This is a genomic window from Paenibacillus salivarius (assembly GCF_051307165.1).
In the GTDB taxonomy this organism is placed as follows: Bacteria; Bacillota; Bacilli; order Paenibacillales; family Paenibacillaceae; genus Fontibacillus.
In genome coordinates this window covers 5,557,592-5,571,940 of the sequence record NZ_CP195592.1, presented here as the reverse complement: position 1 = coordinate 5,571,940, position 14,349 = coordinate 5,557,592, and the positions used below count along the sequence as shown (strand labels likewise).

The window sequence follows — 14,349 nt, the reverse complement described above, 5'->3', positions numbered from 1 at the left end:
CTCGTCGGTCTTTCCCCTTGGCTGTTATGGCTGCTTCGCTTTCCATTCATCGTACTGTTTTTGAACTTGCTCACGGATGTCTTCAATGCCGTTGGCCTTTAATTTTTGATTGTATTCCGCCAACACCTTGTCTGTATCCAGGCTTCCCGTTTCAAGCAGCGGGCGGTACTCTTTAATGATGTTGCTGACCACGGAGACTTGTGTTTTGACGGGGTCCGTGTTGAAGTTAAAGCCGAACGACTTCACCTTGTGGGCTTTCTCGTTATAAGCCTTGAACTTCTCCCATTTGTCTGCGCTTTCACCTTCCCATAAATAAGTCAGCGTCTGATTCCCGAACATCCATTCAATACCCGGTGCCCATCCCGTATCCGCCCGGGTAGCGACGCCGTCGGGAAGCTTGATGAAGTTATCTTTGCCTTCCACTTTGACATACTGCTTGCCTTCCACGCCGAAATCGATCAGGTTGATCAGGTGTTTGTCGGTGTGTAGGAGGTTTAATAGCATCATGGCCCGTTCCGGATCGACGGAAGTACGACCGATGGCCATCATGGAATTGCTCACGCTGGCTGTGCTGATCTCCGGATCGTTCCCTTTAAGTTTAACGAGCTCGATCCCGGTGGCGATAGAATCTTCCTTATCGGAATCGGGTTTATCGGAGCCGAATTTCATCCAGGTTTTGCCGGCCTTGAATGCATCCTCGGTGCTTGTCTTGGTCGTTGCGGCATCCTTATTAATGAAGCCTTTATTGAACCAGTCGTTGTAGAGCTTCATCCGGTAAATAGCCATATCGGATTCCATGGAGCTGATGATCATTTTATCCGTCTTCGTATCCAACACGATACCGGCCGGTGCTCCCGCTACCAACTCGTACCGGAAATTTTCTGCTAGGCTCGGTCTGGTTTTGTCGAAGTAGCCAAGGGTGTCGGAGCCGCTGCCCGATAGCCAGATCGGGGCGATGCCGGGCTCATTATCCTTGATGGTTTGCAGCCAAGGTTCCAAATCTTCCAGAGTATTGATAGAGTTGACGTCAAATCCATATTTATCGATGAGATCTTTCCTGAACATAATCGTGTGGCTTTCGCCGATTTCCTTGTTGGTCGGAATGGCGTAGATCTTCCCGTCTACCGTGCCGCCGTCAAGAAAACGGGGGTCCAGCGTCTCCATAATTCCTTGACCGTGTTCGGCCAACAAATCATCGAGCGGGAGAAAAGCGCCCTTCGCTACGTTATTGGCGAAATCGGCCCAGTTTGGAGCAAAGGTCAAATCCACTTGTTCTCCGGACTGGTAGACCAGAGCCATCTTTTCGGCCCAGGAGGACCATGGGAGCCCTTGGAAATCGATCTCGGCGTTGATTTTCTCCTTCAGGTACTTATTAATTTCCGCTACTACTTCCTTAGTGTTATTCTGAGGAAAGTTCCCTACCGTGTACACGGTAAGCTTGCGGTACGTGGAGATGTCGGGATTGCCCGTGCCGATATCTCCGGACGACTTATTGGTCGTCACGGGTTCCGCGTTAGGCGAATTGGATGAACCGGAACTGTTGCTGCTGCAACCGGAAATGACCAGCATGATCGCGGTAAGACAAGCAAGCGCCATGCTCCATCCTTTCGATGATTTCATTTGGTTATGCCTCCTCATTAGTCATATCATATATTCTAACCGGCCTTTGTGCCAGAGTTAGACGGTTCAACCCTTGATGGCTCCTACAGTTAGCCCCTTGGTAAAATACTTCTGGAAGAACGGGTAGACGAACAGAATAGGTCCGATGGAGACGACTACCATCGCCATACGCAGACTTTCGGTCGGAACGGATTCCTGTACCATCAGAGCTACGCCGCTTCCCGCTAATTGATTTTTGAAAAATTCGGCTTGCCGGATCATTTGAATCATGACGTACTGCAGGGAATACTTGTCGGTATTATTAATGAACAGCATGGAATTGAACCAATCGTTCCAATACATCAGCGTAGTGAACAAACCGATGGTGGCGAGAACCGGCAGGGAAATGGGAAGAACGAGCTGAAAGAAAATCCTCCATTCCGACGCTCCGTCCAATTTGCCGGATTCGATCATCTCTTCAGGTACCGTCTGTTGAAAGAATGTTCGGGTAATAAAGATGTAAAACGCATTCGACAGCCCCGGCAGGATGAGGGCGATCAGGGAGTCCTTCAGGTTCAAAAAGTTCACGTACAGCAGATAGAACGGGACAAGCCCTCCAGAGAACAGCATGGTGATCAGAAGGTAAATATTAAAGGTTCTCTTGAACGGAAAATCCTTCCGGAAGAGGGGATACGCATACAAGGCGATTAACAGAACTGCCAGAGAGGCCCCGATACACGTCACCATGATGCTGACTCCATAGGCTTTAACGAGAGTCGCCGAGTTGGTGAACAGATGGTGATAAGCGGACATATCGATCTCATCCGGCCAAAACTTGTAGCCCTTTAACGTAAGCATTTTCTCACTGGAAAACGAGATGGCGACGATCAGTAATATAGGAAGAATACAAGCGAGACTGAGAGCGATGAAAAAAGTATGAATCAGAATATCGGCCCACTTGGAGACCTTCTGATACGATTTAACGTTCGATGCCTTGTTCATATAGATTCTCCATTCTAGAAAAGTGCCGTATCGCGATTTAGTTTGCGAGCCAAACTGTTGGCTCCCACGACAAGGAAAAATCCGATGACCGATTGATAGAAATTCGCTGCCGATGACATACCCAAATCGTTGAGCTGGATCAAGCCTCTATACACATAAGTATCGATAACGTCTGTCGTTGAGCGGAGTGCGCCGGAGTCGAGCGTAACGTGATAGAACAAGCCGAAATCGGAGCGGAAAATGCCGCCTAAATTCAGAATGGTTAAAATGACCATGATAGGGGTCAGAAGGGGCAGTGTAATCCGGAAAATTTGCTGCCACTTGCTTGCGCCATCCATCACGGCAGCCTCGTAGAGCTCCTCGCTGATCCCGGTGATCGCCGCCAGATAGATAACACTGCCTATGCCGACGGAATGCCACATTTTCGTGATCCAGAGAATATAAGGCCATGCCTGAGGGTGCATATAAGCATTGACGGATTCGTGGCCGAACAAAGGCAGAACATATTTGACCAAAAAGCCGTATTCCGGATGGAGGAAGGCGTAAACGATATAGCTGATGACGACCATGGACAAGAAGTTCGGCATGATCATCACCGTTTGATAGAACCGGGAAGCGAATCTGGCACGGACTTCATTGACTAAAATGGCGACCGCAACCGAGAGAATCAATCCGGAAATAATAAAAACAACGTTGTAGGCCACCGTATTGATGGTCACTCGCCAAGCGTCCGACGTGGCAAAGAGGAACCGGAAATTGTCCAGCCCGGCCCAAGGACTGCCCATGACTCCATCGACGTAGTTAATATTTTTGAAAGCGATGAAGAGACCGAACATCGGGATGTAACAATTGATAAAAAAGACAATGGCGGTCGGCAAAAGCATGAAGAGCAGAACGCGGTATTTCACAATATTTCGCAGCAACCGGACCAGTCTCCGCTGTTGCGTTACCTGCGTTTGCCGGGTCGAAGATTTTACAGGGGATGGGATAGCCATAGTATTTAACCTCACTCTTGTTCATCAGGATGGCTTCATTATAAGTGAGATAAACGGGGGAATTCTCTATCGCAGGTGACCTCGTTTATTCAAAAGTTACCTCGAAGTTTTAAGAACAAACCACCATATAAGTAGCTGCACATTAAAATCACATCTCCCTTGGTGACAGGAACTGGCTTATCGCTAAGCTGCCTATAAAATAACCTTTAATCGAAAATTAAAATACCTGACAGCATCGAATGAACGGGACTTCCCAAACGAACCGGTGTTAAAGAGTAGTTTTAACTTTGCAATTAGTCCGTATCAAAACAAAAATATTGCAATTTTAAAATAAAAATTATACTTATCACATCCCGAAAAAGAGTATATTAATTTTATGATAACGCTTTCTTTTTGGGGGTGATGAAGATCAGGACGATTATGGTCGTCGACGACGAGATGCGGCAAGTGAAGGCGCTGTCGGCGGTGATCCGGAGGCTGAGGCCGACTTATCGGATCCTGGAAGCGACGGATGTGAAGACATCCTGGGAGCTGCTGGAGCGGGAATCGGTGGATGCGGTTCTAACGGACATCCGGATGCCGGATGGAGATGGCCTGACGCTAGTGGAACGGATTAACCATCAGAAGCCTCATGTTCGAACCGTATTAATTAGCGGCTACGGGCAATTTGATTATGCCCAACAGGCCATCAGCCACCGGGTTATCGAATATTTAATAAAGCCGATTGGGTTAGCGGATATCGAACGCGTTATCTTGAAGCTCGATCATCTATTCATTCAGGACAAAGAGCAGCACCAACTGAATCATGAGCTCTTTTGGCATGATGTCGTAACCCATGCTGTATCGGAACAACAACGGCGTTTAATCCATTCCTTATCTCCTTCCGACGGTCCTGGGCTGGCGATCGTGTTCGAAATGAGCGGTGAAGCTGCCACAAACCGAATGGCATCGTTCAAAGAAAGGTGGAAAGCCGCATCGGACTCACTTGGGCATTGCGAGACATTTCAAGAGGGTGCCGATCGCTTAGTCACCTTGGTGTGGCTGAGTCAAACACTTGCGGCCAAACCTTCGGAGATGGTGACAAAGATCAGCCGATTGCTGGATCATGTAAGGGCGGACGGATTCGAAGACGTGTCCGTGGGTATAAGTCGTGTGAATCCCGCTTTTCGGAAGGTGGTAAAAGAAGCCTACGATGAGGCACTATTAGCTTTGCAGCACCGGTTTTATGCCGCGGATGAGACTGTTTTTTGGGGCTCCGACATCCAGTTATTTATAGAAAAAGTGACGCCTCGCTCTAAGGAGATTTTGGAACCGCTCGTCTCTGCGATTAAAGCAGGCGAACGCCATCAAGTGCTGAAACTCGTTAACGATTTCTTCAAACCAAGAGACATGCCGCCTTTTCCGGACCCCGCTCTGATCCGCGATGAGGTTAGCCATATGGTTTGGGAACTGCTGCATAGCCTGCAAACTCTGCTGCCTGCCGATTCTCCCGAATGGGACTACACCTTGCTGCGAAAAAAAATAAAGGGCTGCCAGGATTACCGGGAGCTCAGGCAACAATTCAAGAAATGGGTCCTTCAATGGCTGGAAATTTCCGAAAAGACGAACTTGGACAAGAATGGTCTGCTTATTCTACGCTGCCAGAATTACTTGCAGCAGCATTACATGGATGACGTTTCTCTCGAATCGGTCGCAGCCATGTTCCATTTTAACTCTTCCTATTTCAGCATTTTGTTCAAGCAGCGAACAGGTATGAACTTTTCGGAATATTTGTTGGACTTACGGATTAAAAAAGCAAAGACGCTGCTGGAGCAATCGGATGAAAAAATAGCGTCAATTTCTGAACGGAGCGGATTTCGGACCGCAGCCTACTTTAACAAAATGTTCAAGCGTGAAACGGGTATATCCCCGAAGACGTTTCGGCAAATGCAAAGGCAACGGTACAGCTGAATGATAGCCCCGCTGCGCACGCTCAAAGAAGGCCGGCTGCATACGAAACTGCTGCTGACCTATGTCATGCTGCTCGTCGGCACGATCCTCATTTTCGGGATTAGCGATTATCGGTTGAATCGAAACACCATACTCGAAATGGCTCAGAAGGACGTCCTCACCATTGTCGGCAAAAATAATGAAATCATAGACGCGAAATTTTCCCGAATCCGCGAGATGATCTATGGGTTTATGGAGGATGCCGATTTCTACGAAATATTCTCAACCCTCGATAAGGACAAGAAGACGAAAGTCCTTGCGGCCGATCTGCGAATCAAAAGAATTCTCGACAAGTACTTCGCGCAGTCGCAAGATATTTATTCCGTTCAGGTCGCGACTTCCTATTTTATTTTCGGTACGGCCTCCTCGGCGAACAGCGAGCACGCGAAAAACTTTATCCCCATCAACGGTTTTGCGGGGACCCAATTGGACCGGCTGGCCAAGGAGGGGAAAGGGAAAACGCAATGGGTGCCTACCTATAATTTTGCCGACATGTACAACATTCCGTATCTAAAGAACGTGGAATACGACTATAAATATTTGTTCTCGGCCCTGTCCACCATTCAAGGTTCTTACTATAAGGGAAAGTTTCGAGCCTACACGGATCTGGAGGACAAACCGACATTGCTGCTGAATTTCAAGGATTCCTTATTTACGGATGTATTTGCAGGCAGCATTCCCGTCAAGGGTTCTTCCTATATGGTCGTGGATCCGAACGGTCAAATCATTGCGCATTCCGATCCCTCCTTATTGACGACGAAGGCGGACATTCCGATGCTCCAGGAGCTGGCGGATGCCCACACCGGCGTTCGGATGATCCGTTTCCACGGGGAGCAGCAAGTGGTTGCTTTTGCACGATCGGATATTACAGGGTGGTTGAGTATAGCGGTTATTCCTCCAAGCGAACTGCTTGCTCCCATAACCAAACAATATGTTCGCAATATGCTAATCTCCGTCGCCATCATTACAGTGATTTTTATCGCGCTATCTTATTTTCTGTCGAGGCTCATTACGAACCCGTTCCACACGATGATTCGCGCCATCGTGAATACGGGCGAAGGGCGGTTTGAGACACGTTTCAAGCAGAGCGGCAGCTATGAGTTCCGCATCCTGATGAAGAAATTCAACGATATGAATGAGAATATCGTCAAATTGATTCAGGAAAATTACGAGACGCAAATTCGGGAGAAGGAAGCCCAAATTAAGGCGCTCAATCTGCAGTTGGACCCGCATTTTATGTACAACACCCTCAATATGGTTAGTCTGATGGCGCTTGAAAAAGAAGAGTATGAGATTAGCGATATTGTCGTGAGTCTGTCTAAAATGCTGAAATATATGGTGAAACAGGAGTCGACCCTGGTTCGGTTTCAGGAGGATCTAACGTATCTGGAGAGCTATGTAACGATTATGAGCACCCGGTTTGAAGGCGTGTTTGAAGTGATCTACGACATCGATCATGAAATGCTGAGCGACGAAGTACCGAAGTTCTTCCTACAACCGCTCGTTGAGAATGCGTTCGTTCATGGCTTTAAGAAGATGACACGGGAAGGGAAGCTGTGCATCTCGTGCCGCCGTACGGAGGAAGCCCGAATCTATCAAATTGAGGATAACGGAGAAGGAATGGTTACCGCCAAGTTGGAATCCTTACTGGAGGGAAGCAACCATGTCGGGATCTCGAACGTAAACCGGCGAATTCAAATTCTTTACGGCGAGTCGTACGGACTTCACATCGAATCCGTACCCGGTCAAGGAACAACGGTGACCGTTACGCTACCGCCCGTCCTGCGTAAGGAGGTGCCAACTTGCGGAACAGAGCAATGATCCTAAGTACGGTGATAATTCTTCTGGCTATGGCGGTACTCTTGTGGAAGGCTTACATCCAGACCTCCGATTCGAATCCGAAAACCGAATACCCGGATAAAGTAAATTTGAAATTTACCTATTGGGGTTCGATTGAAGAAAAGAAGGCGATCGAGCAAACCCTTGAGCAGTTCATGGAAGCCTATCCGTGGATCGCTGTAGAGTCGGTTCAGTTTCCAAACTCGGATTATAACACGAAAATGATGGCTATGACCGCTTCCAACGAAGAACCGGATCTGGCGTATATGACGACGGAGCTAGGTGAAGTGCTCAGCCATGAGAACAAATTTCTGAATCTGTTCGATTACCTGGCGGACGACGAAGACTTGGACAAGGACGACTTTCTCGACTATATCTGGTACAAATCCGCCGAGGATTACGCCTGGGGCGTGAGTACAGCGGCGGAATGCTTCGGGCTTTATTACCGAAAAGATATACTGACGGAAGCAGGCGTTGAGCCGCCTTCCTCCAAAGCCGAACAGGCGTGGAACTGGGATCAACTGGTGGATGCGGCTAAGAGGCTGACGCTCGATAACCAGGGCAGAAACGCGAACGATCCGGCCTTTGATAAGGACCATATCGTTCGCTACGGTATCATGTTCGAGACCTGGTCCGATCCCTTGAACAACTTTATTTTTAGCAATGGGGGAGATTGGGTCAGCAGCGACAAGAAGCAGTTTGCGCTACAATCGCCGGAGGCGGCCGAAGCCCTCCAGATGCTGGCCGATCTGATCAATGTCCATCATGTGGCCCCCTCCCCCTACGAGGCGAAATCCTTACCTTCGATGAGTATGGTATTGCAATCCGGCCTTTCCGCCATGGTCATCGACGGGCAATGGATCAATTTGGATCTGGGCAAAGCAGGGGTTAACTTTGATATCGGCGTACTGCCGAAACTGAAGAAAAGCGTGACGGTCGGACTTAGCGGTGCCACAGTCATTTTTCGCTCATCCGCTCATCCGAAAGAAGCCTGGCTGCTGTATAAATGGCTGTCCGATCCGAGCAAATCGCTGTCTTTGTACTCCGATGGATTATGGATGCCGGTGCTGAAGAAGTGGTATACGGATCCGGCGCTAGTCAACGAGTGGGTTAACGCCAATCCGGCGGCGCATCCGCCCGGGTTTAAGGATGCAATGATGAAGCAGCTGCTGGACAATGGGATGCCCAGCGTCGGGTACTACCTTCAAAACCAGATGGAGATATTTCCTGTGGTGATGGAAGGACTGCTCCCCGTCTGGCAAGGAGAGATGAAGGCTGAAACTGCCCTGCAGGAGATCGCCCGAATAGTAAGCGATTTTAACTCGCAAAAATAGTCGCCAAAACCAAAAATACTGCAATTTCTGCCCTCCATCCTTTCGGTAAAGTAAAGTTGTGGTTATGAAAGCGCTATACTTTAACGCTGGCATAACTGACACCATACCGATGATGGAGGGTCTTTATATGAAAAAATGGCTAGTCGCACTTATTTCGCTCATGATACTGGCTTTACCATTGGCCGCTTGCGGCGGCGGAAATGCCACCAACGGCAACGCCTCCCCGAGCGATAGTAAAGCCAAAGGAGGGGAGCAGGTTACCTTAAGATTTATGGGCTGGGAGGTCAGTCCCTTGGAAACGCAAAGCGTCAAGAACGGGCTGGAGCAGTTCATGAAGGAAAATCCGAACATTAAGGTGGAGTACACCACGATCCCGGGGGGAACCCAGTATGTCGCCAAGATGCAAGCGATGGTCCTGGGCGACGAAGCTCCGGACGTCTTCTTTTTGCAGAGTGATTACTATCACGACTTCGTCAAAAGGAACAGTTTGCTCGATATAACGGACAAGGTAAAGAATGAGGGCATCGCCGATGACCTGATCGATTCTGCGGTGCAGCTTAGTACCGTAGACAACAAGTACTATGGCGTTGAGTCCTGTATTGTGGCTCCGGTTCTCTTTTATAATAAGGACATTTTTGATAAAGCAGGAGTCGCCTATCCGCCAAGCGACCCGTCGAAAGCATGGACGTGGGACGAATTCGTGAATACGGCCAAGCAACTGACGGTCAAAAACGGCGATAAAGTCGAGCAGTACGGCGTTTATGGCATGGAAACCTATTATAATCTTATCTCTGAAATCATGAGTAATGGCGGTAACTGGTTTACGGACGATCTGAAGTCTTCTGCAGCAAATACGCCGGAAGTGAAGGAAGTTCTTCAAGCCGTATCGGATCTCCGTAAGAAGGACGGGGTAAGTCCGGAAGGCAAGCTGCTGACCAACAGCGGGATGAGCGCCGCTCAAATGCTGCAAACCGGTAAAATCGCCATGCTCGTAGACGGCTCTTGGGCCCTTCAGGAATTATCTCAAATGAACTTCAAGGTTGGCGTTGGCGTCCTGCCAAAGTTTGATGAAGCCATTACGCACGGCCAAGCGCATTTGCATGTTGCGTCGGCCAATACGAAACACCCCGAAGAAGCTTGGAAACTGATCAAGTTTCTATCCTCCGAGGAATATCAGCTTCAAAACGTAAAGGCAGGACTGTGGCTGCCGAATCATAAATCGCTGTATACCGAAGAAGGAATTCAGAAGTGGCTGACACCAGGCGTTCATCCGGATGGATTTAAGGAACTGATCCCGTATTTTACTTCTTCCAAAACGTATCCGTATGCTTTGCTGAGCAGTCAGAAAATACAAGAGGACACGACGGCGGAGCTAGATAAATACTTCCTGAGCAATCAAACGCTGGACCAGACCGTGCAGAATATCGAAAACGTCGTGAATAAGAGCTTGGCCGTACAATAAAAAACAACATTCGGCGCATCGGGAGAGGGTTTCCAGGCTCTCCCGGTGTATGCCAAGGGGTGAGATGATGAGATCCATAAAGCCGATTCTTTATAAAGATGGTTTCTGGGCATTTTTGATGCTTTTGCCGAATCTGGTCGGTTTCCTTATGTTTTTGCTGCTTCCCGTAGCGGCCACGTTCGCCATCAGTTTTTCCAGCTGGAATTTGACCGATTCCTTCAATTTTAACGGAGTCGATAATTATAAGGAGTTGTTTCTGGATCCTGTGTTCAGCCAGGTCATGGGGAATACCCTTTACTTTACGATTGTAAGCGTCCCGATCGGCATCGTCATTTCGCTGCTGCTGGCCGTATTTCTGAACCAGAAGCTGCGGTTTATTCGGTTCTATCGCGCCGCGTTCTTCATTCCGGTCATCTCGTCCATGGTGGCGGTCTCCGTCATTTGGCAATGGATATATAATCCGGAGTATGGATTGCTGAACTACGCACTCTCCTGGTTCGGCATCGACGGCCCCGCTTGGCTGACGGACCCTCATTGGGCGATGCCGACGGTGATTATTACAAGTGTGTGGAAGAGTCTAGGCTTCAACTTGCTTATCTTCCTCGCGGGACTTCAATCCATCTCCGAAAGCTACTACGAGGCGGCTGATATGGACGGGGCCAAGTGGTACTCGAAATTCCGGCATATTACGTTGCCGCTTCTATCGCCGACCACATTTTTCGTAACGGTCATGTCCATCATCAATTCGTTCCAAGTCTTCGATACCGTCTATTTGATGACACAAGGGGGGCCGGCACGGTCTACCTCCGTATTGGTCTACTATATTTTCCAGAATGCATTCCAATATTTCCGCATGGGCTATGCCAGTGCCATGGCTTACGTGCTGTTCTTTATCGTCCTGTTCATTACATTCATCCAATTCTGGCGCCAGAAAAAATGGAGCATCTATTAGGGGGAGGCTATCATGAAGCCGCGTATTTGGTTAAAGCTGTCCGCGCATGTCGTCTTGCTGATCGGTTCCGTCATCATGCTGTTTCCGTTTATCTGGTCGATCTGCACATCTCTGAAGAATGTGAATGAGGTCTTCACCTTTCCACCGAGTTTCTTCGGAGAGGAATTGAAATTTTCGAATTATACGAATATGACCGATCGCTTCCCGATCGTTCGATTCTTCCTCAATACGCTCAAAATCACGGTCATCGTCGTCGTTTTCCAACTCATAACAAGCTCAATGGCCGGTTATGTGTTTGCCCGGCTGCGGTTCCGCTTCAGAGAGGGGCTATTCGGCTTGTACTTGGCCACCTTGATGGTGCCGGCCCAGGTGACGATGATTCCAACCTTCCTGCTGATGAAATATTACGGGCTGCTGGATACCCATTGGTCCCTGATCCTGCCGGGGCTTGTGTCGGCATTCGGTACGTTTTTGCTGCGCCAGTTTTTCTCGACCATTCCGGAAGCATTGGAGGAGGCGGCCAAGATCGACGGCTGTACCCCCTTCGGCATTTATTGGCGGATCTTTGTTCCGTTATCCAAGCCGGCGATGGCGACCCTTGGTATTTTTATCATGCTGGGAACTTGGAACGATTTCGTCAATCCGCTCATCTTTATCAATTCTATGAGTAAAATGACCCTCACGTTAGGCCTCGCCAACATGCAGGGACTGTATTCAACGGACTGGCCAGCCCTAATGGCGGCGACGGTGATTACCATTCTGCCGATTCTAATCGTATTTCTGAGTGCCCAAGACATCTTTGTCCGTGGCGTGACGCTGTCCGGTTTGAAGGAAGGCTAATCAAGTAAGCATAAGCGCATAAGCGGGATACGGATGAAGGAAATCGGTTAGCTTGAAGTCCAATAATATGACTATTATCCAAAGATAATGCAATTTGAACGACCGGATCGTTTGATATATTCAAATTGTAAGCGCAATCATTTTTTGGGGCGGACGGAGGTGAAAATGAAGAACTCACTTTGAATGGACTACTATAATGCGGAGGTGTTTTTGTGAGGAAAACAATCATATCTAGTTTGGTCGCCGTTCTATTAGGAGGTATGCTTTTAACCGCTCCTACCCAGGCTGCATCCAATCTGACTGTCGATCTGTCCAGTGTCATCGGTCCGGTTACCCATAGCTCAGCAGGATCATTGTATGGTGTGATTGAAAACCAGCCCGACAACAATCTCATTCTCCCTTTGCGCGCTAAAGCGTACATCAATCCTGCAGTTGCCGGTTATCAGCAGCCTTGGGGGGCCGTAATTCCCGTTGCAAAGCGATTGGCCCCATCCGGCAGTAAAGTCACGATCCGACTGGCCGATTGGTATGCAGGTTGGTATAACTATACGAATCTAACGGATTGGTTCAACAAATTGACCACGACGGTCAATGACGTAAAAACGGCGGGAATTACGAATGTATATGGCTACGAGATATGGAATGAGCCGGACGGAACGTGGAAAGGCAAATATGTCGGTACGATAGATTATAGTGACAGCTATGTCGAATTTACCGTCAATGTCCCTACCGCCAAGTCTTACCCGATCACGGTCCGGTATGCTAACGGAACCGGAGCGAATTCCACGCATCAAGTGAGCGTGAATGGCGGAAATGCCGTGTCCGTATCGTATCCGAATACCGGCGGCTGGTTCAACGTAGGGTCGGCATCCATCATTACTTTAAATCTTAACCTGACGGCCGGCAGCAATACCATTCGATTTAGCAAAGGCAACGCCGGATATGCGGAATTGGATTATATTGATGTCGCAGGAGCAAATCCGGTTAGATATGAAGCCGAGAACGCCAAGGTGAATCACAGTTCGATCCATAACAGCGGCTATACTTCTTCGGACGCTTCCGGCAACTTGACTTTCAACGAATTTTTCAGTTTGACCTCCAAGAAATTGAAGCAGCTTGATCCATCCGCCAAAACCATTGGACCTTCGCTTGCGGGCTACTCGCATGCCGCCATGCTGGACTTCCTAACCTATCAGAAGATACAAAATACACTTCCGGATATCACGTCCTGGCACCAGTTGGGGGGCGGAAACTTTACCGCCGACTTCAACGATTATCGAGCCATCGAGTCTTCATTAGGCATTTCGGCGAGACCCGTCTCGATCAACGAATACAGCGGCAAGGGATGGCTGGAGGATGAAGGCAAGCCTGGCGCCGTCGCTCCGCTCATCGCGAAGTTCGAGCGGCTGAAGGTCGACACGGCGATGCAAAGCTACTGGGATGTTCCGAATCCGGGCAGATTGGGAAGCCTGCTCGCAACCAACTCACAGCGGAATGGCGGATGGTGGTTTTTCAAATGGTATGGCGACATGTCGGGCAATATGGTCAGTGTGACACCTCCCAATGTGAATGATATGGCCGCTGTTGACGGATTTGCCAATGTAGACGCGAATAAGAAATACGCAAGCGTCCTGTTCGGGGGAGTTACGGATGGCTCCGTCAATGCCGTCATCAAGAACTTCCCGGCGTTTTTAGGCACGAACGGCAGCAAAGTCCATGTCAAGGTGAGCTCGACTCCTTGGGTGAACCGGAGCACGGCCGTAAATACGACCAACACCGTGTTGGAAGGCGATTATACTATCAATAATAATCAGATTTCCATTGCGCTAAGCGGGTTGAACAACCAATACGGTTATCGGATCTATTTGACACCATTCGGTCAGCCGACCAACGTTTACGAGGCGGAGGACGCCGCAGTCAATCATGCGAATATACTCTCTGGCACGGGGGCATCGGGCGGGAAATACGTTGGGCAAATCGACTTCAGCGACAGTTATGTCGATTTCTATGTCAACGTACCGACGACGAAGTCGTATACGATGACAGTTCGTTATGCCAATGGGACAGGTTCCAATGCCGTTCAAAACTTTGCCTATAACGGCGGGGCTTGGTCATCGATCACCTACCCTGCAACAGCCGGTTGGGGTCAATTCGGGAAAGTGGATGTGAACGTGAACCTTACGGCCGGCGACAATATCATTCGGATCGCCAAAGGAAGCACGGGTTATGCGGAATTGGACAATATTACAATAAACTAACTAAAGGTTATGATACAGGGAACAACAAGGCCGCCGGGCTCTTCGGCGGCCTTTGTCTTTTGTAGAGAGAGTCATTTTT

The 14,349-nt window shown here is 48.9% G+C and carries 10 protein-coding genes; 7 read left to right on the top strand and 3 right to left on the bottom strand.

Annotated features, from left to right (window positions below; genetic code table 11):
- Positions 1 to 24 precede the first annotated feature (24 nt).
- The 3 genes from ACSFXJ_RS25815 to ACSFXJ_RS25805 form a co-directional block, all read right to left on the bottom strand.
- Positions 25 to 1,620: an ABC transporter substrate-binding protein gene (locus ACSFXJ_RS25815; RefSeq protein WP_435923165.1), complete on the bottom strand. Its 1,596-nt coding sequence runs from the start codon at positions 1,618 to 1,620 to the stop codon at positions 25 to 27.
- Positions 1,621 to 1,686: 66 nt separating this feature from the next.
- The gene (locus ACSFXJ_RS25810) at positions 1,687 to 2,601 is read right to left on the bottom strand and encodes a carbohydrate ABC transporter permease (protein ID WP_435923164.1); all 915 of its coding nucleotides are present in this window, start codon (positions 2,599 to 2,601) and stop codon (positions 1,687 to 1,689) included.
- Positions 2,602 to 2,615: 14 nt separating this feature from the next.
- On the bottom strand, positions 2,616 to 3,596 hold the full coding sequence (locus ACSFXJ_RS25805; RefSeq protein WP_435923163.1) for an ABC transporter permease: 981 nt from the start codon (positions 3,594 to 3,596) through the stop codon (positions 2,616 to 2,618).
- 402 nt (positions 3,597 to 3,998) lie between these two features.
- On the opposite strand from ACSFXJ_RS25805, the gene ACSFXJ_RS25800 reads away from it, so the two are divergent.
- From ACSFXJ_RS25800 to ACSFXJ_RS25770, 7 genes are all read left to right on the top strand, one after another.
- Positions 3,999 to 5,546 carry a response regulator gene (locus tag ACSFXJ_RS25800; RefSeq protein WP_435923162.1) on the top strand — a complete coding sequence of 516 codons (1,548 nt, stop codon included), beginning with the start codon at positions 3,999 to 4,001 and terminating at the stop codon, positions 5,544 to 5,546.
- A complete protein-coding gene (locus ACSFXJ_RS25795; RefSeq protein ID WP_435923161.1) occupies positions 5,547 to 7,406 on the top strand; it encodes a sensor histidine kinase in 1,860 nt (619 codons plus the stop codon).
- Entirely contained in the window at positions 7,388 to 8,758 is a 1,371-nt protein-coding gene (locus ACSFXJ_RS25790) for an ABC transporter substrate-binding protein (RefSeq protein WP_435923160.1), read from the top strand. The genes ACSFXJ_RS25795 and ACSFXJ_RS25790 overlap by 19 nt, the downstream gene beginning before the upstream one ends.
- Before the next feature lie 127 nt (positions 8,759 to 8,885).
- The gene (locus tag ACSFXJ_RS25785) at positions 8,886 to 10,220 is read left to right on the top strand and encodes an ABC transporter substrate-binding protein (protein ID WP_435923159.1); all 1,335 of its coding nucleotides are present in this window, start codon (positions 8,886 to 8,888) and stop codon (positions 10,218 to 10,220) included.
- Positions 10,221 to 10,284: 64 nt separating this feature from the next.
- Complete coding sequence (locus ACSFXJ_RS25780) at positions 10,285 to 11,172, top strand: carbohydrate ABC transporter permease (protein ID WP_435923158.1); 888 nt, start codon at positions 10,285 to 10,287, stop codon at positions 11,170 to 11,172.
- A 12-nt stretch (positions 11,173 to 11,184) separates the two neighbouring features.
- Positions 11,185 to 12,012, top strand: a complete 828-nt coding sequence (locus tag ACSFXJ_RS25775) for a carbohydrate ABC transporter permease (RefSeq protein ID WP_435923157.1) — start codon at positions 11,185 to 11,187, stop codon at positions 12,010 to 12,012.
- A 260-nt stretch (positions 12,013 to 12,272) separates the two neighbouring features.
- A complete protein-coding gene (locus ACSFXJ_RS25770) occupies positions 12,273 to 14,270 on the top strand; it encodes a CBM35 domain-containing protein (RefSeq protein WP_435923156.1) in 1,998 nt (665 codons plus the stop codon).
- Positions 14,271 to 14,349 lie beyond the last annotated feature (79 nt).

Excerpts from the sequence above, each read along its gene's own strand:
- ACSFXJ_RS25780 (WP_435923158.1), top strand. The coding sequence starts at position 10,285 with ATGATGAGATCCATAAAGCCGATTCTTTATAAAGATGGTTTCTGGGCA.
- ACSFXJ_RS25815 (WP_435923165.1), bottom strand. The coding sequence starts at position 1,620 with ATGAAATCATCGAAAGGATGGAGCATGGCGCTTGCTTGTCTTACCGCG.
- ACSFXJ_RS25805 (WP_435923163.1), bottom strand. The coding sequence starts at position 3,596 with ATGGCTATCCCATCCCCTGTAAAATCTTCGACCCGGCAAACGCAGGTA.
- ACSFXJ_RS25800 (WP_435923162.1), top strand. The coding sequence starts at position 3,999 with ATGAAGATCAGGACGATTATGGTCGTCGACGACGAGATGCGGCAAGTG.
- ACSFXJ_RS25810 (WP_435923164.1), bottom strand. The coding sequence starts at position 2,601 with ATGAACAAGGCATCGAACGTTAAATCGTATCAGAAGGTCTCCAAGTGG.
- ACSFXJ_RS25785 (WP_435923159.1), top strand. The coding sequence starts at position 8,886 with ATGAAAAAATGGCTAGTCGCACTTATTTCGCTCATGATACTGGCTTTA.
- ACSFXJ_RS25795 (WP_435923161.1), top strand. The coding sequence starts at position 5,547 with ATGATAGCCCCGCTGCGCACGCTCAAAGAAGGCCGGCTGCATACGAAA.
- ACSFXJ_RS25770 (WP_435923156.1), top strand. The coding sequence starts at position 12,273 with ATGCTTTTAACCGCTCCTACCCAGGCTGCATCCAATCTGACTGTCGAT.
- ACSFXJ_RS25775 (WP_435923157.1), top strand. The coding sequence starts at position 11,185 with ATGAAGCCGCGTATTTGGTTAAAGCTGTCCGCGCATGTCGTCTTGCTG.